We start from the raw sequence: 25972 nt of genomic DNA, 5'->3' as shown, positions 1-25972 counted from the left end.
TACCGAAGTGCAACGGTTTGCCAATCAGGCAGCGTCACTATATGCAACGCCAAGAAATGCGTCTGGGGCAACAAGCTGGAATCGTTGGTTGGTAATTCCGCAACGGTAAAGCGTATGACGAGAGAGTGCCGCCGCACATGCAGCCTGGGCAAGTCCACCCTCAAGATCCCTGCAAAGCTTGACTCAGTTGCATCGTGCAAATTGAGATCTGTTCTACCGCGATAAGATTTGCATAAATCCCTCGCTGTGAACTAAGACGGACCGCAGTGATTAGCAGTCGACGCCCAGAGAGAGGCCGTCGAGAAGTTTTTCGGCTGCATCGCTTTTATTCAGCACGTAGTAGTGGATGCCCGGCGCATCATTTTCGACCAAGTCGATCGTCTGTTGCCGTGCGTGATCCACTCCGACTTTGAATTGATAATCGGCTTCGTCACTTTCGCCCATTGCCGATTCCAAGACTGACGGAATCCCCGCTTTGCACATCGATGCGATCCGTTGTGCTTGCTTGAAATTGGTCACGGGCAAGAGCCCCGGCACGATCGGTACTTGAATCCCCGCTTTAACGCAGGCATCACGGAACCGATAAAAATCAGCGTTGTCGTAGAATAACTGGGTGATGATGATGTCGGCGCCCGAATCGACTTTACGTTTCAGATTGTCCAAATCCGTCTGCGCGTCCGATGCTTCCTGGTGGACTTCGGGGTATCCGGCCACGGCGATCCCAAAATCATCGGCGAACTTTTCACGAATCAAATCGACCAGTTGGTTTGCATAATGCAGCCCCCCGTTGACCGCTTCAAATTTGTCGGTTCCTTTCGGCGGATCACCACGCAGCGCCACGATGTGTTCGACCCCCAGCGTCTTGGCTTCCGTTAAATAATCAGCCAGTTGCTCCGCCGTCAGCCCAACACATGTCAGGTGGCTGGCAACCGGCAGGCCGGTGATTTCACGAACGCATTTTAAAACTTCTAACGTCGTTCCTTGGGTCGAACCGCCAGCGCCATATGTGCAAGTGAAATAGCTGGGGTTGAAATCCATCAGCCGTTTGACGTTATTGCAGAGCTTATCGATCCCCTCGCTCGTCTTGGGCGGGAATAGCTCAAACGAGATCGCACAGTTCGTTCCGGCGTAGTGTTCAGCAAGACTCATCGAGTTCCCTGAAAATCGAGGGCGTCCGTTTCGCAAACGCCCAGTAGGAAGTGGAAATAAAAAATCAGTTTCACGAATGCGCAAATGGTACCGCATCAAGCAACAATTGTACTTGGTGCCCCACAAACTCAATCCGTAGGCCGCATCGCAAAGGAATATTCTTGGCAGGATCGCGAAAAAACCAATCGCAATGCTTTCTAAACCGCGAATGCTACGGATTTCAAACAAGCCTGCAAAGTGGCAATGAAGCGAATGGGGTTGCCTAAAGCGAGCTCTTTTTCTTAGTCAAAACGCAGTTTGTGCAGATGTTTACCCCGATGCGGCAAGGAGGCCAGCGGTGGGGATTTTCTCCAGCAGGCGACTGCTACGTAAAAATAACTCGTTCGCTTCACGCGTGCCCGGGCTCCGTTGGGCAGGCCCCATCTGCACGATGGCTGGCCTATTCATGGTCGTATCGTACGCGCTGAGCGGTAAATTTCAGTTTAAAGCGTTCGACGACTTCGCGGGTTCGGCCGAGCATACGCACGTCGAACCGGTGGTTTTGACGCCCAAATCGAACCAGATCAGCGATTCGATCCGGATTGCTACTTTCAATATCAAACAGTTTGGCGAGAAAAAATCGAGCACTCGAATGGTTCCCGACGCCAACGTTGACGTGATGGGAACGATCGCAAAAATTGTCAGCCAATTCGATCTGGTCGCCATCCAAGAAGTTCGTGGATCCGACGGCACCCCCATACGCCGCCTGATTGATCTCCTAAACGAATCGGGTGGTCAGTACACCGCCACGCTAAGCGAACCCATCGGCGACGAGCACTACACCGAATGCTATGCCTATGTTTGGGACCAGACACGAATGCGTCTGATTCAAAATAGCGCGTACGTGGTTCATGACGATTCCAAACGCATGTACCGCGAGCCAATGGTTGCTTCATTCGAAACACGTGTCCCTGCGACCGAAGGCCGGCGACCGTTTCGGTTTACCATCATCAACGCCCATACGGACCCTGACTTAGTATCACCTCGCGACATCGCCAACGAAATCAATGTCTTGGACGATGTGTTCATGAGAGTTCGACAGTACGAATACGATACCGCGGGTGAAGAAGACTGCTTGCTGGTCGGCGACCTCAATGTCGATTCGAACGGATTACAAGAGCTAGCATTGATTCCGAACATGATCAGCGTCGCCGGAGATCAACTGACCAATACTCGGCGCACCAAAACCTACGACCACATCATGCTGGATAACTACACGACACGTGAATACACCGGCAAACGCGGCGTCGTGGATTTCCAAACGCAATTTGGCTTGAGCGAAAAGCAGGCGCTGCTGATCAGCGACCACATGCCAGTCTGGGCCGAATTCAGTGCTTACGAAGCACCAAGTGTGCAATCCGTCGCCAACGGCGCCACGCAAATGATCCGCTGAACAACAAGCAGCGTTTCACACTAGGGCGCTGGCAGCGGTGATCCCGCTGCAAGCTCACGGCGTTTCGCTTCCAGAAAAGCGGCGACCTCCTCGTGTCCGCGATCGGTTTGCGAAACAACGAGCGAAAGATTTTGTGGATAGGGCGCGCACGTGGCAGGTCCACCAGCGCCTTCCCATGACGATGGCTGAACCGTCGTCATCATTTCGTCCAATAGCTTTTCAAAACCAGCGAAAGTTGCCCCCGTTCCGTCTGCAGGTACGCGAATCAGCAAATCGGACGCGCGGTAACTGACGGGATAGGTCTTCGCATTCAGCCCTTCCGCGAAACCAATTCGATTGCCCTTTTCAAAACCGGTGTCGTGTCCCAATTGAAACGCACCGAATAGTAAAGCGACGATGAGCAAGATCGCCAGCAGCGTACGCAAGCTAAACCGAAAACGCGGACGTTTCTTTGCCGATGTGCTTTGCTGCGAGTCTTCCATTTTGACCAGTCTCGATTCTCTCAACCCATCACGTCCCGCCCTCGAAAGAGGGCTGAAGCCAGAACAGTGGATCGAAGTATAGCCGTTGGAAGGCACTACAAGAAAATTGCAGCGACAGAAAGCGTGCGACGGTCGACAAGCTGTACCGCGTTTCAATTCATGCGGCCAAACACCTCCGGACTAAGCAGCAATTTTGGAGGACTGTTTTTGTTGTGCTTGCTTGGCCAATCGCTTGGCGACTCTCTCCGGTGGATCCCGCCAGCGACGGTGGAGCCACCAGTATTGTTCGACCGCTTCGGATACGGCGCCTTCGAGTTGGCGGTTGTACCAATTGGTTAGCGTCGTCACCGATGCGCAGTGGCCATCGGGATCGTTTTGCGGGTCAGCGATTCCGGTGCAATTGGATTGAAATTGCATGGGTTGTCCACCGACACGTCGTGTGTAACCGGCAAACATGGGTGCTCCCGATGCGAGCGAAAACAACGCCAACGCTTTATGGCATGATGCCGGCACGCCCATGAATTCGACCCAGCAGCCCTTGGGGCCTGCATGTTGATCGGCAAGCAACGTCAACATCCCGCCGGACAGCAAGTGTTGATCGACGTCCGCTGCGCAGCCTTCTTTGTCCACCATTTTTTGACCTTTGGCACCGCGGAAGCGTTCGACCCAGGCATGCAAAAATCGATTGTCCAATTTGCGGGCGATCGTGGTGGCACCACAGCCCATCAGACCCATCGTGTAGCCGCCGATTTCAAAGTTACCGAAATGACCTGCAACCAGCACCGCGGGCCTTTTTGACAAACAGGCTTGCAGGATCGAACGGTTGTTTTTGAAACTGACATGCTCGCTCCAATTCGTTAGATGCAAACGACGCTGAGCCCAAGCGATTTCGCAAACCATCAGAATCAAGTGATGCCACATCTCCAGGCTCAACTGTTGACGCTGTTGTGCGGTAGCATCGGGAAAGATCGCTTGCAGATTCTTTTCCGTCACGTTGCGTCGAATCCGCAGCGGCCCCGACGCTAGCCACGCGATGGAGCGGCTCATCGAATTGCCCATGTCGTAAGGCAATGTTTGAACGAAGCAAACCAGCGAACGCACCACCACGTACCCTGCAAATTCGGTGGCGATGGCCCGAAACGCGGCGAGTCGAGTCTGGAACGAAGGCTTGATAAGGTCGCTCACCAGCAGAATCCATTCGTGGTGGTTTGATCGAATTACGATAGCGGCATTGTCGGCAAATCGGCTGTCCGCCGAATAGACGAATTTGGGCGACAGAACGCTGTTTCGGCTGGAAACGGGCGATTTACTGGTGAAATGGTGGGTGGAAATGACCCACAATCGGCCCGGTTGTGAGATCAAGTGCCAAAGGGCAACATATCGGGACGTTGACTGACGCGGTTTACCCGCCCTGACGCCCCTAAACGATTATCGGTACGCCCCAAAATGAGCGCCCCTCGGACTTCTCCCTGTGCCGTCGTGCTTGCCGCTGGCAAAGGCACGCGAATGGAAAGCCATTTGCCCAAAGTCCTCTGTCCGGTCGTCGACCGAGCCATGATTCATTTCGTGCTGGATGCTTTGGAAAAAGCAGGCATTCATCGGCAAATTGTGGTCGTCGGCCACGAAGCGGACATGGTCAAACAAGAACTTTCATCGCGAGATGGCGAGATCGAATTTGTCCTGCAGAGCGAACAGCTTGGCACCGGCCATGCCGTCCAGATGTGCCGCGAAGCGTTGGCAGATCAGCAAGGCCCGACGATCGTCGTAGCAGGTGATTCACCATTGATTCAGCACGAAAGCTTGTCACAGCTGCTGACTTACTTCAACGAAAAACAGCCCGCGCTGTTGCTGGGCACGCTCAAAAAAGACGATCCAACTGGTTTGGGACGCATCGTTCGCGACGCCGACGGCAACTTCACGGGAATCGTCGAACACAAAGACGCCACCGAAGAGCAGTTGGCGATCGACGAAGTGAATATGAGCACGTATTTGTTCAAAACTAGCGATTTGCTGGATTCACTTAATCGATTGAGCAACGACAATGCACAGGCAGAGTATTACCTGACCGATTGTGCCCGCCTGTTGAACGAAGCGGGCGAGAAGGTCGAAGCCTTGCCGGTTTTGAAACCCTGCGAATCGTTGTCAATTAACAACAAAGACGAACTGAAGATGGTCGACGAAACCATGCGAGCGATGGGTTATGCGTGAATTAAAGATCTTCAGTGGCCAAGCCAACGAAGACTTAACCGACAGAATCTGTCAGCATCTTCACTTGGAGCGTGCGTCGATCTCGCTGGGAAAATTTCCCGACGGTGAAAACTTCTGCAAGCTAGAAGAAGACGTACGCGGACGCGACGTTTTTCTCGTGCAGCCCACCAGCCCGTCGGTCAACGACAATTTGCTGGAATTGTTGATCATGATCGACTGCTGCATGCGAGCCAGCGCCGAACGCATTACCGCGGTCGTGCCGTACTTTGGCTATGCACGCCAAGACCGCAAAGACGAAGGTCGCGTGCCGATTACGGCCAAGCTTATCGCCAACATGATTGCTCGTGCCGGTGCGGATCGCGTGCTGACAATGGATTTGCATGCCGCACAGATTCAAGGGTTCTTTGACGTACCGGTCGACCACTTATACGCCGCGCCCGTGCTTAATGAGCACTTCATCGAACGCGGACTGACCGGTGATCACGTTTGTGTGGTCAGCCCAGACGAAGGAAGCATCAAGCGGGCTGTCGGACACGGCAAACGTTTGGGCGGAAACCTGGCAATCGTCGACAAACGACGCACTAGTGCCACCGAAGTTAAACAGAGCACTATTATCGGCGGACCTCTCAAAGGCAAGATCGCGCTGATGTTTGACGACATGATTAGCACGGCTGGTTCCATTTGTGGTGCGGCCAGATTGGTCCACGAAGCAGGTGCGTCCGAAATCCACATCGCTTGTACGCACGGTGTGTTATGCGGCCCCGCGATCGAACGACTGCGAGACGCCCCGATCGATTCGATCATCGTGACGGACACGATTCCGGTGACAGCGGAAAAACAGCTGCCCAATTTGGTGCAGCTTTCTGTGGCTCCTTTGCTAGCCGAAGCGATCAAGCGGATTCACCACGATCAATCGATCAGCGAGCTCTTTCGCGAACGTTAGACGTTAGTTTCACGACCGATTTTCTGCCGTGCTGGCCTATCAATCATCTGGCGTGATGCAGTAGTGTTTGCCCTTAGGCCCCGCAGTGCTGTCCAGCAGGTCTCGATGGAGACGACGGGCGATTGCGGCATCGCATTGATAATCCGAACGTGACTTTTTGCTGCTTTATGAGCATCGAATACAACAAACGATCGCGTCCGACGTTCTCCATGTTTGGTGTTAAACCGACTAACGCGGGAACGTTGTATCGCACCGGCACGCTGCTTTGGCTCGCCGGCATCGCTATGCTTAGCGTGCCCATGGTGACCTTGGTCGATGTCCCGATTGCCCGTTGGTTCGAAAGCGAACCGATGTCCAGCAAATTTGGTGACGCCCTAGATCTGATGCAGCTGTTCTCGCATGGCTGGGGAATCTTCTTAGTGCTACTGGCCATTGCTTTGATGGCCCCCCAACACCGCTGGTACGTGCCACGCCTTGGCGCGATGGCGATGGGTGGTGGAGCTGTCGCGACCCTGGCAAAAATGTTCGTGCTTCGCCCACGTCCCAACGGATTGAATCTCGAAATCGCTTCCTACGATTCCGCTTGGCTGTGGGCGTTTGACTGGAACCTAGAACAAGTCGCAGCGTTTGACGCCAGCACGCGTGCTTTCCCTAGCGGAAACATGGCAACCGCCATCGCTTTTTCGGTTGGTCTGTGGGTGTTGTTTCCACGTGGACGCTGGCTTTTTGCCGTGGTCTGTTTCGGTGCCATGTTCCAACGTCTCTTCACCGGATCGCACTTTCTGAGCGACCTGTTTGGCGGGGCTGCGTTTGGACTCTTGTGGGCCTACACGTGTTTGCATCCAAGTCTACTGGGGAGTTTGTTCGACAAGATCGAACCCGAAAAGAATTCACAGGCCCCCGTGCTTCAGGTGTCGTCCACTCCAGTCGTCAGCATCAGTATCGCGCAAAAGCCGGTCGCCGCGGAATCGCAAATGGAAACCGCGACAACCAGCATCGATCACGTTACTGATCCGCCCGCAGAGCGCTCAGCTGCCTAGCGTCGATCGCGGCTAGATTCTGAAGTGCCGTGAACGTCGCGAGGGTTTTCCCCGGTGTTCGTCCGTGACATCTATGACCGGGGTATGTTTTAGAAAACTCTTACCGGTTGCAGCGTTTGGCTTTGGATGTGACAGAAGTCGGCTTTGCAAGCGGGAACCAATCAGTGGGGCTGCACCGATGAACCCAATCGACTTGTTACCTAAGCCTGAAAACACCCTTCAGGCCATCGACAAGATCATGAACCACGTCGAAGCTCCGCAGGTCAGAGAGCAACGAATCTCGGTTCGCCAACAAGTTCTGCAACCCATCGCGGTGCAACCATTAAACGAACACTTCGAACCGATCGACGCCCCCTTCGAAGCGCTTAGTCGCGATGTCAGCGTTGCGGGCGTTGGTTTCTTTGCCACAGAAGCCGTCAATACTCAGTGGCTTTCGTTGGACTTCACGGCCTGCGATCACGCCAGCGTCATTGTCGAATTGGCTCACCAACATCGCCGCGGTCCATTTTGGATCATTGGCTGCAAGTTCTTGGTCAATTGGGATGCGGCCAATTGGGAAGACGTGATGGACGACGAATTTCTAAGACATTCCGGGCAACTCTAACGTTTCCGGGCAAATTTCTGCTGGCCGACGCGACACCGTCTGCCGTTGCCAGCACTCTCTTGAACTAGCTTAGACGGGCTAATGCTAGCCTGACAATCGCGGCAAAGCGCCCGATCAGGTTTAATCTCTGCGGACCGATCCGGTTAGGCGACTCCAATCTGTTAAGCCGTAACGGTGCGCGGACTGAATCACTCTTTTCAGGTGATGGCGAACGGTCCGATTCTCCAGTGCCCAAACGGTTGTTGAAACGCGAATGAGGGTTCTGTCGATGAAATAGACGTGTACGGAATATCCCTTTTCGTCCTGTTTTCGCAAAAGCCACGGATGGCCGGATCGATTCAGTTCCCGTACCGCCCCACTTTCATTCGCAAGAATCGATAACTCAATGATGAATGCCAGGAAGGCGCTCCGCCAAGCCATCGTCAGTACGACAGTTGCAACTGCCGTCTGTTTGACGCCCCCCAGCCTATTGTCCGCTCAGGGCAACATTGTGCTGCCCCCGCAAGCCAACGGAGGACCACAAACCAACGTCGCACAGCCAGCCCAACTATCCGCGCAGGATTCGCGAATAGCTCGCGCCGCAAATCCGCAAACATCGGGCGGTGTGTTTCTGGCGGACCGTCGAGCTGCACGAAGTGGCATGATCGAAAGCGACATGCCTTCCCAGCAAGGCATCTCACTTCAGTCGATGATCGCGAATCCGACGCCCGCGCCGCAGCCGCCAGTCGCTTCGGCACCTGGTTCCCAACCAACACAGATTCCCGATCAGGCGATTGCCAATTCGTCGCCGGATCCCAACGCGTCGCAGCAGTTCGATGTGTCGCAGGTTTTAGGCGATATCACCAAGACCGGAACACTGGATGCTGACGAAATCCGGGAGCTAGACGCCCCTTGGTGGCGTGAACATGCCGAACGCCAAATGGATCCTTCCCTGCAGGCGGTCCCCGCTAGCGTGAACGATTTGATACGCATGACGCTAGAAAATTCAGCGCAAGTCCAAGTCTACCAAAAGACGCCACAGATTCGGGAGACCGCCGTCACTCAAGCTGCATCAGCTTTTGACTGGACACATTTCCTGGATGCAACTTGGAACGATATCAACGAACCCGTTGGTAGTTCGCTGACCGTTGGGAACCGAGGCGATCGATTCAATGACCACAATCTGATCTTCAACACTGGCGTGCGCCGAAAACTGCTGGGTGGTGGAACGTTCGAAACGTATCAACGGCTCGGCCATCAAGATACCAATTCTCAGTTCTTTCAGCCCAGCGACCAAGGGACGGCGCGGCTGGTACTTGGCTACACCCAACCGCTCATGCGAGGACGAGGCGAAACCTACAATACCAGCTTGGTACTGCTGGCCAAAATCGATGTCCGTCGTGCGCAAGATGAGTACCAACGACAGTTGCAACAGCACTTGTTGGAAGTAGCACGCGGCTACTGGTCGCTCTACCTTGAACGAGCCAAACTCGCTCAGAAAATCAGCCTGTACTTGAAGACCAAAGTCAACGTGGACCACCTGACCGAACGCCAGGCCGTCGACGCCCAACGGACGCAACTCATCCAAGCGACCGCTGCATTGGAATCTCGTAGGAGCGACTTGATTCGTGCCAAGGCTGCGGTCAGCAATGCCGAAACGCGATTGCGTGCTCTCATCAACGCGCCCTACCTGACGGACACGACCGAAATTCTGCCGTTGGACCATCCAGCACTGCACTATGTCTCACCGGTGCTTTACGACGAATTTTCGATCGCTATGCGAAATCGCCCCGAGATTCGCGGAGCAATGAAAGAGATTCGCGCCGCCTGTGTCCGTCAAAACATGGCACAGCATGAAATGATGCCCGTCTTGAATCTAGTCACCAACACGTACCTGGCGGGGCTACGTGGCGATTCGCAAGTCGGGGATGCCTGGCTGGACCAGTTCCGCGATGGCGCTCCCAGCTACAGCGCTGGACTGGAATGGGAGCTGCCAATCGGACGTCGTGCGGCATCCGCCAATCTACGTCGTCGGCAATTGGAACGCGTTCAGCTTGGCGAACGCTACCGCGCAACTTTGGAGCTGATTCGTGCGGAAGTAGAAGTTGCCGTTCGCGAAGTAAACACGTCTTATCAAGAACTGTCCGCCAAAAATCGCGCTCGGCGTGCCGCCGAAGCCGAAGCGGAGACGCTGGAAATTCGCTGGCGTTCCCTGGGCGGACGTGACAACAACGGAGCCTTGACCCTGGAAGCACTCCTGCAAGCTCAGGAACGCGTCGCATTGGCCGAACAAGAGCTGGCGCAAGCTCAATTGACCTACAGCCTGTCGCTGATCAATCTGCGTCACGCCAATGGAACACTCTTACAGATGGACACCGGCCCACAAATCATCACGTCCGACGAAACGCCCAATCTACCGGTCACGCCCTTGCCACACGGTAGCCATCCGCAGCAGGACGCCAGCGTTTACGCTCCGAGTCCGGCGACGCAATCGATTGCACGACAATTTGGCGTCAACAGTGAATCGGCGAACGCGTCGCCCACACAACATCAAACCGGTTTTGCACCGGTGCATATTGCAAAACCTGATGTCGCTATCGAACGCAAGAATCGATAACACAGGCCATCGTTTGGCTCTCAAATAAAGCGACCAGACATCAAACGAAATTGTGCAATCCAAAAAAACAGGCCACCGCATCAAATGCGGTGGCCTGCTGTTGTTCATCATGTCTTCGCGATCCTACTTCTTCGCAGCTTCTTTCAATTCGCCGCACTTAGCGATTCGAATAGGAAGACGGGTCGCGCCACTGTTGGACCCAAGAGATTCGATGCGTTTGACCAATTCCATTCCATCAATCACTCGTCCAAACACAACATGCTTGCCGTTCAGGTGACTGGGCTTGGACGTGGTGATAAAGAACTGCGATCCGTTCGTATTGGGACCGGAATTCGCCATGCTCAGCAATCCAAGCGTATCATGTCGAAACTTAAAGTTCTCGTCGGGAAACTTCTCGCCGTAGATACTGATTCCGCCAGTGCCATTGCCGTTGGTAAAGTCGCCGCCCTGCAGCATGAAACCAGGAATCACGCGATGAAAAATGCTGCCTTCGTAGCCCATCTCTTTCTTGAACAATCCCTTGCCCTTAACGCCTTCGCAAAGTGTTCGAAAATTTTCGGCCGTCTTAGGGACATCTTCACCGAACAATCCAAAGACGATTCGTCCGGCCGGTTCCTTGTTGATCTCAATGTCAAAGAAAACCTTGTGAGTCACTTTGGCGTCGGCGGACGTCTGAGCGGATGCCAAGTTGCTTGAAGCAGCAAAAAGGCCGGCGATCGTAAGCATGGTCAAAGTTTGCGTAAGTCGCATTTGCAATTCCGTTTTCGTTATCGTTTTCAGTAAAAGTGGGTCTCGGCCCGCAAAAAGAGCCGGCGATCAAAATGTTACGCCCGAGCCAATATCCAGGCAAGCGTGGTAGCTCATCTCATCGCAGGTCAACCAACAAGTTTTTCTTCGCTACAGCGACCACCCCGCCCGTGGCTCACGTCGAATGAATGGATCCGCCTCGGGACACCCAACACATTTCATATTCTTGGCGTCCCAGGTGATCTTTTTGCCAACTCGATACGCAACATTTCCCAAGTGGTTCGCCTCGGTCAGCGGCCCCGCATAGCTAAAGGGACTGCCAGTCGTGCCTTCGCCGCCGCAAGCATTGACCCATTCGGCGTGATGACCAGGGGAATCCGCGATGAATTGTTCGGGTGGCTCAAAGTCGGCGAACTTATCCTCGGGTAGCAAAACATGCTTGTTGTAATCCGACAACAGCATTCCTTTGGTTCCCATGAACAGCACACCACTGCCCCATTGAGGAATCCCGCCCGACTTCCAAATCTCCGGTTTGTGGGAACCTTGATACCAAGTCATCTGCAACGCCGGCTGATTTCCTCGCGGCCCATATTGGTACACCGCCGACATTGATGCGGGTGCGATCTCGGCGTGCGGCGGCGGGCCAAACGCTTCGACCGTCTGAGGAGCATCTAACTGCAGCGCCCAAAACGGCAAATCATTCCAATGACTGCCTAAGTCCGACATCGTGCCGTTTCCAAAGTCCCACCAACGGTACCAGTTCGGGCCAGGAAAATAGACTTCGTGGAACGGTCGCTCTGGCGCCGGCCCCAGCCAAACATCCCAGTCAATATTCGGTGGCGGTGCCATCGCTTCGGTGGGACGTTTGTCAACAAAGATCCGATCCTTGTTCGCTTTGGCGTCCGCTTCACTTTGCAATCCCCACGCGCGGCCCACCCACACGTGCGCCTCCATGACCGGTCCGATTGCTCCTGACTGAATCAACTCAACGACACGGCGGAAATTTTTGCCGGCATGAATCTGAGTCCCCATTTGCGTCACCACGCCGCCGTCGGCAGCGGCTTCAGTAATGCGGCGGGTTTCGTAAACATTGTACGCAAGCGGTTTTTCGCAGTAGACATGTTTGCCTAATTGCAGCGCCGGCATCGTCGCGTAAGCATGCGTGTGCTCGGTCGTACTGACAACGACCGCATCCAAATCTTTGCCGATGGCGTCGTACATTTTGCGGAAATCACTAAATTTCGCGACGCCAGGATGACGCATTGCAACTTGATCGACATAGCGATTGTCGACGTCACAGGCTGCAACGACATCGACCTTGCCGGTAGCCTCAATCGCGCGAAGGTTTGATCCTCCTCGTCCACCAACGCCGATAAACCCCACCTTCATGCGGTCCGTGGCGGCAGCAGCTTTCGTGGAGCCAGGCGATACGGCGGTGACCGCACAGGCAGCCGAAGTAGCGGCTAGAAATTGTCGACGTGAAAGTGATTGACTCATCGTGTTGAACCTTGTCGATTATTGTTACGAACGAGTCGACAATTATACGCGATTTACAAAGCCATCACGTTCATTTCCCCTTGGGGCGAAACGCAACCAACTGTTTTTCGTCCGTTTCCAGTCGCGGTCCATTCATCAGGTCGATGCAGTAAGGAATCGCGGGGAACACTGCGTCTAAGCATTCCGCGATCGCTTTGGGTTTTCCCGGCAAATTCACGATCAGCGAATCGCCACGCAGGCCCGCCGTTTGGCGTGACAAGATCGCCGTTGGAACTTTGGTCAACGAAACTTGCCGCATCAGTTCGCCAAATCCAGGCATCATTCGATCGCACACCGACTCGGTCGCCTCTGGCGTCACGTCGCGTCGTGACGGCCCAGTGCCACCCGTTGTAATGACTAAGCAACAGTCTTGCTGATCGCAAAGGTCACTCAGCGTTTGTTCGATTACAGCCTGCTCATCGGGGATCACCCGCGGCACTGCCTGCCATTCGCTGGTTAAAACTACCTGTAAGTAATCGTTGATCGCAGGGCCACCCAAGTCCTGGTATTCGCCGCGACTGGCGCGGTCCGACACTGTCACGATACCGATTTTTGCGCTATTCATTGTTCCGCTGCAGAGTCGAATTCACTTGGCCCGTTTCAGCATGAATGCGTCAGTAGGCGTCCATTCAGATTCGGTAAAGGTGACCATTTTTCTGATTCCCGCAAGCCCCGCATCGGGCCCACCACACGTTACCCGAATCAACACCCGCGTGATGACACCACGCATGCCAAACTTGGCCAACCCCCAAGACTTCGCGCCGTTTCGATATAAAAAACGTGCAACGCATCGATTCTGCATTGCGATGCGACCGACGTGCGCGATGTACAGCGAGAGTCACCTTACGCCAAAATCTCATTGACGACGCGCGCCGATTCGACCCCCGTCAGCTTTGAATCCAATCCTTGGTGCTTGACTGTAAATCGTTCGTGGTCGATGCCTAGCGTGTGCAAGACCGTGGCGTTGAAGTCGTTGATGTGCACTCCGTCGCGAACGATGTTGTAGGCGTAATCGTCGGTCTCTCCGTGATCATATCCGGCCTTGAATCCACCACCGGCAACCCACGTGCTAAAGCAACGTCCGTGGTGATCACGGCCGTGATTGTCTGCCGTCAATTTGCCCTGGCTGTAGATCGTTCGGCCAAACTCACCGCCAAAGATCACCACCGTGTCGTCCAACATCCCGCGTTGTTTCAGGTCCTTGACCAACGCAGCGGCGGGTTGATCCACGCTTTTGCAATTCTTACGAAGATCTCTTGGCAAATTACCGTGCTGATCCCAGCCACGATGAAACAGTTGCACAAACGGCACGCCACGTTCGGCCAGACGGCGGGCCAGCAGGCAGTTCGCTGCGAACGTGCCCGGCTTCTTGACATCTTCGCCGTAAAGATCGTACGTCGCTTTGGATTCGGCAGTGGTGTCCATTAGATCGGGCACCGAAGTTTGCATTCGATAGGCCATTTCGTACTGAGCAATCCGCGTTTGAATTTCGGGATCGCCGACTGTGTCGAATCGTTGTTGGTTTAGTTCCGCGATCCCGTCTAGCATTTTGCGTCGAACGTTCGCATCGACGCCTGGCGGATTGGACAGATACAAAACCGGATCGCCGCCGCCGCGAAACTGAACTCCCTGGTGCTGCGACGGTAGGAATCCGCTCCCCCAAAGTCGCGAAAAAAGTGCCTGCCCCGGCTTGGCTCCTACGGAAATCATGGTCACGTAAGCCGGCAAATCCTCGTTGGGGCTTCCCAATCCATAGCTCAGCCAAGCTCCCATGCTGGGTCGGCCCAACTGCTGCGTGCCAGTGTTGATAAACGTCATCGCGGGATCATGATTGATCGCTTCTGTGTTCATCGTTCGCACAATGGTCAAGTCATCGACGATCGACGCGGTATGTGGGAGCACTTCACCATTGACCCACGTCCCACGCTCACCGAAGCGATTGAATTTGAACATCGGCGCCACGCAAGGAAAGGTCGACTGGCCACTGGACATGCCCGTCAGACGCTGCCCATTGCGAATTGATTCGGGCAGTTCCGTGCCATGGATCTTGGGCAGCGAAGGTTTGTAGTCAAACATGTCAATGTGACTGGGACCGCCCGCCATAAACAAGTAGATCACTCGTTTGGCTGTCGGAGCAAAATGCGGCAGCGCCGTCAGCCCGCGACCGACAGGTCCGACGGAGGCATCCGCATCACCACTTTTGCCTAGCAATAGGGAGAGAGCGGCTGCGCCCAAGCATCCCCGTGACCGCAGCAGGAGCTGCCGCCGCGTCAGACTTCTTTGGTAGTCTTCGATTGGGTTCATCAAACTATTCTCGCACCAGTGTTTCATCTAGATTCAAAATCGAACTTGTGACGATCGTCCACGCCGCAAGCGTTTCTGCTGCAATCGACTCGTCACGAGGTGATTCACCGAGGCCAACCAGGTTCGCAGCAGCGGCAGTGTCGGACGAATAGCGACTCTTTGCCGTGTGCAGAACGTTTAACAGCACTTTGACCTCGCCCGGTGATGGCACTCGCGCTGTTGCCGATCGAAAAGCGTATTCAATTCGCTGCGTATCCTCTTTTGCTTCGCTTTGCAAAACTCGTTGAGCAAAATGACGCGCTGCTTCCACAAACTGCACATCGTTGAGTGTTACCAATGCCTGCAAAGGAGTATTCGTTCGCGCCCTCTGCAACGTGCATTTCTCTCGCGTCGGAGCGTCAAAAATCTGCATGGCCGGTGGCGGCGCAGACCGCTTCCAATAGGTATACAGACTGCGGCGATAGAGTTTCTTGCCGTGGTCTTGCACAAACTTAGGATTGCCGCCCAAACCGACTTCCGCCCATAAACCGGCTGGTTGATAAGGCTTGACGCCTGGGCCGCCCGATTGGTCGACCAGCAATCCGCTGACAAACAACGCGTTGTCTCGGATCATCTCCCCTGGCAGTCGAAATCGCGGACCGCGCGAAAGCAAGATGTTTTGTGGATCAGATCGATATTGATCAGGCAGCGCTTTGGCAGATTGTCGGTAGGTCGCCGATAAGACGATTCGCTTGATTAGCTGTTTGATATTCCAACCGCTTTCGCGGAAGTCGACAGCCAGTTCGTCCAACAACTGTGGATGCGAAGGATAATCGCCCTGCGCTCCGAAGTCTTCGGCCGTCGAAACCAAACCCCGGCCAAACAGCATCTGCCAGTATCGATTGACTGCAACCCTGGCTGTCAAAGGATGATCGTCCTGGAAAAGCCACTTTGCCAAACCAAGTCGATTGCGAGGCAAGTCGTCGCTCATCGGCGGCAACACTGCCAGCGTGCCCGCGCTGACCTTTTTGTCCGTCGGCGTGTCGTAGGCACCGCGATTGAGCACATATGTCTCACGCGGTTTTTGCATATCACCCATCAGCATCACACTAGTCATAGGTTCACGCAATTTCGCAATTCTTGTCCGTTGCGAATCAGCGGTCGCACGGATCGCGATGAACGAATCATCGTGTGTTTCAAAGTAGTGCTGCCGCAGAGATTCACTCTGCTCCGGAGTCCGTTTGTCCCGCGCGATCGCGAGCAGTTCGTTGATGACGGATGCTCCCGATAAACGATTGACTTCCGACTCCGACAATGCGTGATCATAAATCGAAATCTCATCGACCAACCCATGAAGTCGCGATCCAGGATGACGACTGCCAATCAACAAGGATTTTTTTGTGCGAATCGTTTTCGTCAGGCTGTCTTGTTCGACCTTCCACTGGCGTTGTTTGCCGTCGACATAAATCTTGATGCCCTCCGGTTTGGCAGATCCGTCATATGTCGCATACAGGTGCTGCCACTGATCCGCGGCCAGCCCCGGTTTGACCGTTACCTTCAGTGCATTGCTGGGCCAAGTGTTGATCATGTGAAATTCGATCCGATCGGCGCTGCAAAGCAAGTCAAACCCGCGAAAGTCATTGCCGTCGTCCATCCGTGCCAGCAAAGCTCCATGGCCACTTTTGCTGGGCTTTACCCAACCGCCGAATGAGAACGCATCGGAGTGTTCAAAGTCGGCGAGATCACCCAAGTCAACATAGTTTTTCCCGTTGAACTCCAGGCCCTGGCTATCGCGAGCATCGACCCAAAGCGGCTTGCCTTCGATCTTACCTTTACGTTTCGCATCGACCGAATCCACAACCGATCGCGATTTCCCCTCATCCAATCGAAAGTCGACAACCAAACCTGTTGGCGATTCCGTCTTATCGTCAACCTTGGATTCCGCTGCTGTTAACCACGCCGCAAACTCATCCGTATGATCCGACTGGTGTTGTTTCATCTTCGCCTCGGATTCGGCAAGCTGCTTTTCCGCGGCCGGCAGCTGAGCTTGCTTCGCCGGATCCGCGATGTCGACTTTGGGTTCCGCGTTTCCCTTTCGTGTTTGCATCCCTCCATCACTCGACACGTTGAAGAATGAGTAAAACTGGTAGTACTCCTTCTGCGAAATCGGATCGTACTTGTGGTCGTGGCACTGGGCACACTCCATCGTCAATCCTAGCCAAACCGTCGCCGTCGTCTTCACGCGATCGACCGCGTATTCGACGCGATACTCTTCGGCAATCGCGCCGCCTTCATCCGTCGTGCCATTGTTTCGATTAAACCCGGCCAGAATTTTCTGCTCCAACGGAAGATCATCGATCAGATCGCCGGCGAGTTGAAAACTCGAAAACTGATCGAACGGCATGTTTGCGTTGTAGGCGTCGACGACGGCATCCCGCCAAGCCCACATGTCACGCGGCCCATCGGCGTGATAGACGCTGGTGTCCCCGTAACGAGCCGCGTCCATCCACATCATCGCCATTCGCTCACCAAAATGATCGGATTGCAACAACCGATCAACCACTCGCTCGAAGGCACCAGGAGATGGGTCACCCACGAAGTCATCGATATGCTGGATCGACGGTGGCAGTCCCGTCAGATCAAACGAAACTCGTCGCAACAATTTCTCGCGATTTGCCTCGGCCGATCCCTGACCGCCCGCGGCGATCATTTTGGCTAAAACCAGATCATCAATACGGCCGCGTCCCCATTTCGTTTGCGGGCCGGTGTTCGTGTTATCAACTTTGGACCGCTGTGGCGGCACAAACGACCAGTGCCTTGACCAAGCAGCGCCTTGCTGCACCCATTTGGTCAACACTTCGATCTCTCGGCTGGACAACTGTTTGTGCGAATGGGGCGGAGGCATCAGCATATCGACGTCGTCCGAAACAATCCGAGCGATCAACTCGCTCGATTCCGGATCGCCGGGGACAATGCAATCCGCTTTGGCATCCGACTCCAAATCCAAGCGATATCCCGCTTGGCGATTCTCTGTGTCGGGACCATGGCAAAAGAAACACTTGTCCGACAGAATCGGTCTGACATCACGGTCAAATCGAATCTCTTCGGCGCCGGCGGGATATCCAATCGTGATGAACAGCAAACAAGCCAGCCACGGCGCGGGAGCAAAACGGAGGTCCACAGAAAGACTCATGACAGCAGGTGGGATCGAAAGGCGGGACCACCATTCTAACAGGAATCAAACGCGACTCGTGCCTCAACGCCGACGGAATTCACACCCAATTTGCCCGCGTTCTTCAACCGCGATGACCGATTGCGAACAAAACGAACGCGGTTTACTTGGACTCACTGGCCGATCGCAAGCCCTGGCCAACTCAAAATGCCGTGCGTCCTATTCCTGACAAATGACTACCGAGTCGCGAGTGTAATGGAGCATATACTTTTCGCCGTTTATTTCGATCACACCGCCTGAGTTTGCAAACTTGCCTTCGATGCGATTCGCAGTCAACAACGTCCTTTGCTGCCCCGGTTTCAACGCCAAGCTCTTCGCTGCCAACAACGAAAGATCACCGCCAAGGCTCGCGACGCCTGCAATTTCCAGAGGCCTTGCGTCCACACCATCAAAACGGATGCTAAGCGTACCGGCGGGCGACTGATAGAAATCCTTGCCGATGCTGATTTCGCCCGTGACAAGCATGTCCCCGCGATTGTAAATGGTCGCGTCGATCGAACCGTGACCTTGCAACACCGCGTCGGGTGCGACATCGATCCAGCGCAGTGACGAGACGGTTCCTCCGTTGACGCTCAAAACGGAATGCGCGCCCAGTCGAATCTCGTTTCGCCCCATCAGGTTGACGCCAGCACCGAGAGCAAGCGTCTGCCGCGACTGCGTTTTCGAGTCCCCTTGGATCTGCAGAGCGAGAAATTCCAAATCGCTATTGGCGCGGACTTTTTGAGGACCGCTACCAGAATGGTCGATCTGGGCCACCCAAGACATTTGCGGCGGTCCATCATCGGACAAGTAAGTAACCCCAGCATTGCTGTAGCGATAGTCCGACCAGTTGTCGACATCCGACGCGTCTTCGCCGTCGTCTCCGGTCCAACGATGGTAAGTGTTCGCGAATCCGCGTGGTTCAAACACACGTTCGCCCTCCAAAAGCTGCTTCAGCTCATCAACTAGAGCTTCATTATCCGCAGCGATGTTGTTCGACTCGCTTGGGTCGTTCGTCAGATCGTAGAGCTCCACAGTGGACCGTCTACCGATGATCAGTTTACGGTCGCCGCGGATAATCGACTGACCATCGTTGGCTTCGTGAATGATAAACTCGCGGCCTCGCTGCTGCCCTTTGCCCAGCAGCGTGGGAGCAATGGACACTCCGTCGATCCCCAGCGGGCTGTCGGTTCCAGCCAATTCGCAAAATGTCGGCAACAAATCGGTCACGTCCAGCACACGATCACTGTTGGAGCCTGCTGACAAAGTCGAATCAGGCGTGATCTTATCCGGCCAACGGACAACCAATGGGACACGGATTCCGCCTTCATAAATCTTGCCTTTCGTACCGCGAAGCCCTCCGTTGGCATCCAGTTCACCCACGTAACTGCCGCCCGGCCCTCCGTTGTCTGATTGAAAAACAACCAAGGTGTTGCTGGCGATCGAATCCGATGTATCGCCATCATTATTGGGGTCATCCAACGCAGCCAAAATATTGCCGATGTGCGCATCGATACGACTGACCATGGCTGCCCATCGCTGGGACGTGTTTGCCAACGAACCAAACCGGGGATCATCGGCGTAAGCGTGATCCCACTGAGGCAATTGGGCGATTTCGTCGAATGGAGCATGCGGAATCTGAGCTGCAAAAAGCCCAAAGAATGGCTGTCCCGATTCGTTGTAGTTCATGCCCTGACGACGAACAAAATCCAGCGTTGCCAAGGCATACGAATCATCGCAGTAGGCCGTTTGCGGATAATCAACGTGGCTTTGCCCAGCGGGCGTTTGTGGATAGACATCACCGTCGCGATAAGCCGCCATTGAATTCGCGACTAGCGCGAGCCCTCCCGCCGAGTCTGTTTTTGCAGGAGCATGCCACAGGGTCGGCTGAAAAAAGGTGTGCGCGCGAACGTGATGCAGTTCGGCAAGCACATGCTGGTAACCGTGCGACGTAGGCAATGTCTGCACATTTTCGATCACAGGACTCGCCATCGCCTTGGATCCACCGTATCCCCATTTACCCCAGTAACCAGTGACGTATCCAGCCGCCGACAAAGCATCTCCCATGGTAATGTCTTCGGCCCGAATCGCCTTCTTGGCGTTATTGGGATCATTGCGATCAGCAAACGTGTGACCTTGATGAAACCCCGTTTGCTGCGACGATCGAGCGGGCGAACAAACGTGACATCCGTAGCCTCGAGTGAAATTAATTCCTTCCCTGGCCAACTTGTCGATACTGGGCGTCTTGACGTAAATTTCGCCCGCCGCTTTCCGCCGTGCTTGGCCATTGGGACCAATCGATCCCCAGCCCATGTCATCGACGTAAAAGTACAAAATATTTGGCCGCGCCGCATCAGCTGCTCGCAGCTTTGCTGGTCCCCAAGCCGTGATCGCAAACGCGACCAAGATCAGCAAAAAAGAAGCAGGGCGATGCACCAACGCGTTGGACTGTATCATCTAGAATCGCAACAGTGTTTTGAGGATCAAAGAAAACGTTCGCGTCAGAGGACTTTGATAAGTCGAGCGTTTTGACAAGCTGAGCATCGCTACCGCAAGGCTCTCACCCGTACAAACCGGGGCATTCGATGTCGTTCATTCGAAGGTACGAAATCAAAAATGCTCGGTGGTGAATCATGTGGTTGATAAACAGCGACTTGATCAACGCTGCACGCGGTTGGGTGAAGAGTTCCTTGCCACCTTGCAGCAGCGTCCAAGCGACTTGCAAATCGTCATCCGTTGCCGCTTGAAACAACTGACGTGATTCAGCAAGGTTCTTGTCAAACGACTCGACAATCGCTTGCGTTGATTCCAACAGCGGTGTTTCGTGGGCGGGACCGTCAACCGGCGCGATGTCAAACGACGTTTCCTTCAAAGTCACTTCGACCCACGAAAGCGTGTCGGCTAAGTGCGACGCATTCCAGCCAATGGTGTGAAGCGATTCGTGTGCTTTCCAATCGAGCAAACGATCGGGAACCCGCGTCAGTATCTCGCGAGTGCCTCTCATTTCGTGATCGAATTCGGGCAAAAAGAAATCCATCATGCTCATGTGTTTTTCCTAGGCAATGGGTTATTTGGCGACAGCAGGTTTGCGTCCCCTGACCGTCCAACTGGGATGAGGCCGGTGGGCTTCATCCATCATTTTCTCCAGCTTAGCGACTCGTTCAGGATGCGAAACGGCGACGTCGTTTTCCTCGCCAACGTCTTCGTTCAAATCATACAACTGCGTGGTTCCTGTCTTCCAAGGCATCCGGATCGCTTTCCAGTTTTCGGATCGAACCGCTTGCTTACCACCACGTTCGTAAAACTCCCAGTACAAATAGCGATGCTTCTCCTGTTCACTTTCCAAACCAATCAAAGTTGGAGCAAAACTGACCGAATCGGTATCGTCGGGGACTTGAGCCCCGGACAGATCAGCCACCGTTGCCATCAGATCGCCAAAGTAACCAACGTGGTCGGAAGTCACGCCTGCGGGAGTCGTGCCAGGCCATCTCGCGATCAACGGGACGCGAATGCCGCCTTCGTACAAATCACGCTTCATGCCTCGCAACGGTCCGGCAGGATCGAAACGCTCGACATTGTGCCCGCCTTCGTCATGTGGCCCGTTATCGCTGGAGAACATCACCAGCGTTTCCTTTTCCACGCCTAGCTCTTTCAAAAGATCAAGTATGCGTCCGACATCCGCGTCCATTCGCGAAATCATAGCGGCTTGGCCTTTGTCGGGATTGCTCCAATCTTTGTCAGCGTATTGCCCATAGTCGGGAACCTCCTGCCCGTCGCCAAGTGCTTTGCCAGATTCGTTGTTCGCGTGAGGAATGGTTAACGCCAAGTAGAGAAAAAACGGCTTGCCATCGACCATCGGTCGTGCACTGCGTTTGATGAAGTTGAGCGCCTCGTTGGCAATCAGATCATGACTGTAGTCAACCTTCTTGGTCGCCCAACCGCCTGTAAAACCGCCGTAGCTGCGATCAACCTTTTTGACATTGTTGGCCAAAGTTTCCTGGACTTCGTTTCGCCACAAAAATTCGGGATAGTAGTTGTGCGCGTGAACTTGGTTGAGATAACCGTAGAAAAAATCGAATCCTTGACGACGCGGCAGTCCTGATCGCCCGCCTTGCGCTTCGTCACCGAGGCCCCACTTACCGCACAATCCGTTGGCGTATCCCACGGACTTCAACACTTCAGCGACCGTCACGTCCTTGGCACGCAACGATTGCTTGCTCATATCCGGACCGCCAGCGTTTCCGCGCACATGCGTGTGCCCCATGTGTTGACCGGTCATCAACACACTGCGGGACGGAGCGCAAACGGTGCTGCCGGCATAGAAATCCGTGAACCGGATTCCTTCGGCAGCCATTTGATCTAATCGCGGCGTCTTGATCAGTTTCTGACCATAGCACCCCAAATCGCCATACCCGAGATCATCCGTCAGAATGAAAACAATGTTGGGTTTCATTGGCGTTTGGGCAAACAAAGTGGTGTTCGCTGCGCACAAGGCGAGCAGCACAATCGTGTGTCGTTTGATCAAGATCTATCCCTCATTTTCCAAATTTCGACTTAACGCGATTGCGTATTCTAATGAACACGGCGCAACAATAACACGGCGCAACAATTCTGCCCGCTCGCCCGGCAATCGGCTGCCGTTCTCTCGATTCGTGTTCGGCAGCATCGCCGCAAGCAACATCGCAGATTCTGAAGCAACACGTCGAAGCCACTTGCACAACGACTGTGACCGTTTGAACAGCCATGCGATCGCCATCAAGCATCGACCACTCCAACAATGACTCGCTGGATCCTGGTTGCAACTTGCAATTCCAACTGAACAGCCAAGCCAACAGAAAAATCGTTCGGCGTAACTACACAATCGCCTGCGATGTCACTCGGTATGCCTCCGAACGGTTAGACTTAGCGATTCACCTTTGAATTTTTGCGACCGACATTCCGAGCCTTTGAAATGAAATTTGTTCTTGCACTTGATCAGGGAACGACCAGTTCGCGAGCGATCCTGTTTGATAGTCGCGGCCAAGTTGCGGGAATTGTCCAGCGTGAGTTTCCGCAACACTTTCCTCAGGCTGGGTGGGTGGAACACGATCCCGAGGACATTTGGAAAACGCAGCTCGCGGTTGCCAAATCCGTCTTGCGAAAATCGAAAGCATCGGCCAAGGACGTTGTCGCGATCGGCATCACCAATCAACGCGAAACAACGGTTGTCTGGGATCGCGCGACTGGCAAACCCATCCACAACGCGATCGTTTGGCAAGACCGTCGGACTGCCAACATTTGCGAAGAACTGCGACGGCAAAAACTAGACCGTACGATTCAGAAGAAAACGGGCTTGATTCTGGACGCGTATTTTTCGGGTACCAAGATCAAGTGGATTCTGGACAACGTCAAAGGCGCCCGCCGCAAAGCCGAAGCCGGCGAACTAGCCTTTGGCACCATCGATTCGTTCTTGCTCTGGCGATTGACCGATGGACGCGTCCATATGACCGACGCGACCAACGCTTCACGAACCATGCTATACAACATTAAAACGCAGAAGTGGGATCGACCGCTATTGGCCGCCCTGGATATTCCTGCCGCGATGCTGCCCGAAGTTCGATCGTGCAGCGAAGTCTACGCTGAAACCACTCATCTCGGTGCGGCGATTCCCATTGCCGGCATGGCTGGTGATCAGCACGCCGCTCTGTTTGGCCAAGTGTGTACCAAACCCGGCATGGTCAAGAACACCTACGGGACCGGCTGTTTCATGCTAATGAACACGGGGACCGAGCCGATTGTGTCAAAGAACAAGCTGCTGACAACAACGGCTTGGAAAATCGGCGACAAAACTCACTACGCTTTAGAAGGCAGCATCTTTATTGCCGGCGCTGTTGTGCAATGGTTGCGTGATGGGTTGGGCATTATCAAAACATCTGCCGAGATCGAAAAACTAGCGTGCCAAGTTCCGGATACCGATGGCGTAATGATGGTGCCGGCCTTTGCTGGTTTGGGAGCCCCGCACTGGGACCCTTACGCCCGAGGGACCATCCACGGTTTGACACGGGGAACCACGAAAGCCCACCTCGCTCGCGCTGCGCTGGAATCAATTGCTTTTCAAACCGCCGACGTCGTCCGCGCGATGGAAGCCGATTCGGGAATCAAACTAAAACAACTTCGTGTCGATGGAGGCGCCGCCATGAATGACCTCCTCATGCAGTTTCAGTCAGATCTGTTGGGCGTCGATGTCGTCCGCCCTGAAGTTAACGAAACGACCGCATTAGGTGCCGCGTATTTGGCCGGACTGGCAGTGGGCTTTTGGAAAAACCAAAAAGAGATCGGCCAACAGTGGCAAGAATCGGCTCGGTACAAACCAAAAATGAAACCCGCGACTCGCCGCCAACTCCAGACGCAATGGAACCGCGCCGTCGATCGCAGCGGCGGATGGACGGTGGATTCGTAGTCGCAATCGCTAGCCAGTCTGCTCCAGAGCCAGCCTGCCTCCTAGATCGGCACACCGTGGCAGGGTTCTCTACCAGTTCCGCTTCATACTTTTCACATCCGTGTTTCAAAATGAATTTAACCAAACTGCAACGACGACAATTCGCCAAACAAGTCGCTGCTGTCACCGTCGCGGGTGCAGCCACGGTCGGCCAATCACCTGTCGGCCTGACCATCGTCGGAGCGCAAGACAAGTCGGGCGGCCAAGCCACGATCGTCGGAACTGGCGAACATAAGTACCAGTGCGTTCACGACTGGGGTCGCACTTCGCTGCCGTCTGGGCACCACTATGGCTGGACGTCAAACGGTGTGGCCGTCGACAGCCAAAACCGCCTTTACGTCAGTCATCATGGCACGCATGGATCGATCTATGTTTTCGATGCCGACGGAAAGTTCATTCAAACGCTTGCATCGCAACACCGCGGCGATAAAGAAGCGGCCGGCCATGGCATTGATATTCGCCGTGAGCACACCGAAGAGTTTCTCTACCTATCACCCGATGACGCCGCAATGTCGTTTACCAAGATGACACTTGACGGCGAAATCGTTTGGGCAAAAGGGCGCAAGGAATTGCAACAGGACAGTGGTGTCACACTGAAACGCTACCGTCCGACCAACAGCAGTTTTCGCCCCGACGGCGGCTACTACCTGGGCGACGGATATGGAAGCGGCTACGTGTTTCAGTACGATCAAGACGACAAATTCGTCCGTACTCTGGGAACTCCAGGCAGCGGCGACGGGCAATTCCGCACTCCGCATGGCCAGTGGCTGGACGACCGTGATGGGACGCCCAAGTTGGTCGTCGCAGACCGTGCCAACAAACGTTTGCAATGGTTTACGATGGACGGAACGCATCTCAAATCAGTTGGGGGATTTGCCAAACCTGCCGACATCGATGTACGTGGCGACTGGCTGATCGTGGCCGACATTGGAGCAAGCGTGACGATCTTGGACAAAACCGATCAAGTGGTCGCCAAACTGGGACACGATCCGCAGTGGGAACAACGAGTCATGGACCGAAAACAGAACATTCGCGGCAAACGCAACGAATGGAAGCCTGGCAAATTCGTCCACCCTCACGACGCCTGCTTCGATGCAGACGGCAATATTTACGTTAGCGAATACGTCCAAGACGGCCGTGTCACGAAATTGCTAAAAGTGTAATGGTCGCCTTCGATGAACGTCTCGCTATGCACATCGCCGCGGTTCCTTTGGCAGCGATGACTGTACCGCTTGGGAGCGTTTCGAAACCAAAGACACGACT

At 54.4% G+C, this 25972-nt stretch carries 19 protein-coding genes; 8 read left to right on the top strand and 11 right to left on the bottom strand.

What is annotated here, in order from left to right:
• Positions 1-270: 270 nt before the first annotated feature.
• Positions 271-1149 (bottom strand): methylenetetrahydrofolate reductase [NAD(P)H], encoded by an 879-nt coding sequence (metF, locus tag K239x_RS10695; RefSeq protein WP_145417789.1) that lies wholly within the window; start codon positions 1147-1149, stop codon positions 271-273.
• Between the two features lie 430 nt (positions 1150-1579).
• On the opposite strand from metF, the gene K239x_RS10690 reads away from it, so the two are divergent.
• Positions 1580-2581: an exonuclease/endonuclease/phosphatase family protein gene (locus K239x_RS10690; protein ID WP_145417788.1), complete on the top strand. Its 1002-nt coding sequence runs from the start codon at positions 1580-1582 to the stop codon at positions 2579-2581.
• 20 nt (positions 2582-2601) lie between these two features.
• Here the strand turns inward: K239x_RS10690 and K239x_RS10685 are convergent, their stop codons facing one another.
• Together K239x_RS10685 and K239x_RS10680 are read right to left on the bottom strand one after the other, a co-directional pair.
• A complete protein-coding gene (locus K239x_RS10685; protein WP_145417787.1) occupies positions 2602-3063 on the bottom strand; it encodes a hypothetical protein in 462 nt (153 codons plus the stop codon).
• A 180-nt stretch (positions 3064-3243) separates the two neighbouring features.
• Positions 3244-4248 (bottom strand): lysophospholipid acyltransferase family protein, encoded by a 1005-nt coding sequence (locus tag K239x_RS10680; protein ID WP_419189915.1) that lies wholly within the window; start codon positions 4246-4248, stop codon positions 3244-3246.
• Positions 4249-4509: 261 nt separating this feature from the next.
• Here K239x_RS10680 and K239x_RS10675 point away from each other — a divergent pair, with 261 nt between their 5' ends.
• From K239x_RS10675 to K239x_RS10655, 5 genes are all read left to right on the top strand, one after another.
• On the top strand, positions 4510-5271 hold the full coding sequence (locus K239x_RS10675) for a sugar phosphate nucleotidyltransferase (protein WP_145417786.1): 762 nt from the start codon (positions 4510-4512) through the stop codon (positions 5269-5271).
• Positions 5264-6214 carry a ribose-phosphate diphosphokinase gene (locus K239x_RS10670; RefSeq protein WP_145417785.1) on the top strand — a complete coding sequence of 317 codons (951 nt, stop codon included), beginning with the start codon at positions 5264-5266 and terminating at the stop codon, positions 6212-6214. The genes K239x_RS10675 and K239x_RS10670 overlap by 8 nt, the downstream gene beginning before the upstream one ends.
• A gap of 149 nt (positions 6215-6363) precedes the next feature.
• Complete coding sequence (locus K239x_RS10665) at positions 6364-7254, top strand: phosphatase PAP2 family protein (RefSeq protein ID WP_419189914.1); 891 nt, start codon at positions 6364-6366, stop codon at positions 7252-7254.
• 178 nt (positions 7255-7432) lie between these two features.
• Positions 7433-7858, top strand: coding sequence for a hypothetical protein (locus K239x_RS10660; protein ID WP_145417784.1), 426 nt, complete (start codon positions 7433-7435; stop codon positions 7856-7858).
• 385 nt (positions 7859-8243) lie between these two features.
• The gene (locus K239x_RS10655) at positions 8244-10454 is read left to right on the top strand and encodes a TolC family protein (RefSeq protein ID WP_145417783.1); all 2211 of its coding nucleotides are present in this window, start codon (positions 8244-8246) and stop codon (positions 10452-10454) included.
• A 123-nt stretch (positions 10455-10577) separates the two neighbouring features.
• On the opposite strand, the gene K239x_RS10650 is transcribed toward K239x_RS10655, so the two are convergent.
• From K239x_RS10650 to K239x_RS10615, 8 genes are all read right to left on the bottom strand, one after another.
• Complete coding sequence (locus K239x_RS10650) at positions 10578-11204, bottom strand: peptidylprolyl isomerase (RefSeq protein WP_419189913.1); 627 nt, start codon at positions 11202-11204, stop codon at positions 10578-10580.
• 147 nt (positions 11205-11351) lie between these two features.
• Positions 11352-12698 (bottom strand): Gfo/Idh/MocA family protein, encoded by a 1347-nt coding sequence (locus K239x_RS10645; RefSeq protein WP_145417782.1) that lies wholly within the window; start codon positions 12696-12698, stop codon positions 11352-11354.
• 70 nt (positions 12699-12768) lie between these two features.
• Positions 12769-13302 carry a molybdopterin adenylyltransferase gene (gene mog, locus K239x_RS10640; RefSeq protein ID WP_145417781.1) on the bottom strand — a complete coding sequence of 178 codons (534 nt, stop codon included), beginning with the start codon at positions 13300-13302 and terminating at the stop codon, positions 12769-12771.
• 278 nt (positions 13303-13580) lie between these two features.
• Positions 13581-15041: a DUF1501 domain-containing protein gene (locus tag K239x_RS10635; RefSeq protein ID WP_145417780.1), complete on the bottom strand. Its 1461-nt coding sequence runs from the start codon at positions 15039-15041 to the stop codon at positions 13581-13583.
• A 4-nt stretch (positions 15042-15045) separates the two neighbouring features.
• Positions 15046-18213 (bottom strand): DUF1553 domain-containing protein, encoded by a 3168-nt coding sequence (locus tag K239x_RS10630; RefSeq protein WP_145417779.1) that lies wholly within the window; start codon positions 18211-18213, stop codon positions 15046-15048.
• A 198-nt stretch (positions 18214-18411) separates the two neighbouring features.
• Complete coding sequence (locus tag K239x_RS10625) at positions 18412-20688, bottom strand: sulfatase-like hydrolase/transferase (protein WP_145417778.1); 2277 nt, start codon at positions 20686-20688, stop codon at positions 18412-18414.
• A gap of 103 nt (positions 20689-20791) precedes the next feature.
• On the bottom strand, positions 20792-21277 hold the full coding sequence (locus K239x_RS10620) for a DinB family protein (protein ID WP_145417777.1): 486 nt from the start codon (positions 21275-21277) through the stop codon (positions 20792-20794).
• Positions 21278-21298: 21 nt separating this feature from the next.
• The gene (locus K239x_RS10615) at positions 21299-22684 is read right to left on the bottom strand and encodes an arylsulfatase (RefSeq protein WP_145417776.1); all 1386 of its coding nucleotides are present in this window, start codon (positions 22682-22684) and stop codon (positions 21299-21301) included.
• A 498-nt stretch (positions 22685-23182) separates the two neighbouring features.
• On the opposite strand from K239x_RS10615, the gene glpK reads away from it, so the two are divergent.
• Both glpK and K239x_RS10605 read left to right on the top strand, forming a co-directional pair.
• Positions 23183-24670, top strand: coding sequence for a glycerol kinase GlpK (gene glpK / locus K239x_RS10610; protein WP_145417775.1), 1488 nt, complete (start codon positions 23183-23185; stop codon positions 24668-24670).
• Positions 24671-24780: 110 nt separating this feature from the next.
• Positions 24781-25872, top strand: a complete 1092-nt coding sequence (locus K239x_RS10605; RefSeq protein ID WP_145417774.1) for an NHL repeat-containing protein — start codon at positions 24781-24783, stop codon at positions 25870-25872.
• Positions 25873-25972: the final 100 nt, after the last annotated feature.

The sequence above is a fragment of the Stieleria marina genome, assembly GCA_007741555.1.
In the GTDB taxonomy this organism is placed as follows: domain Bacteria; phylum Planctomycetota; class Planctomycetia; order Pirellulales; family Pirellulaceae; genus K23-9.
The sequence above is the reverse complement of the archived record's forward strand: the minus strand, read 5'-3'. Positions and strand labels throughout refer to the sequence as shown.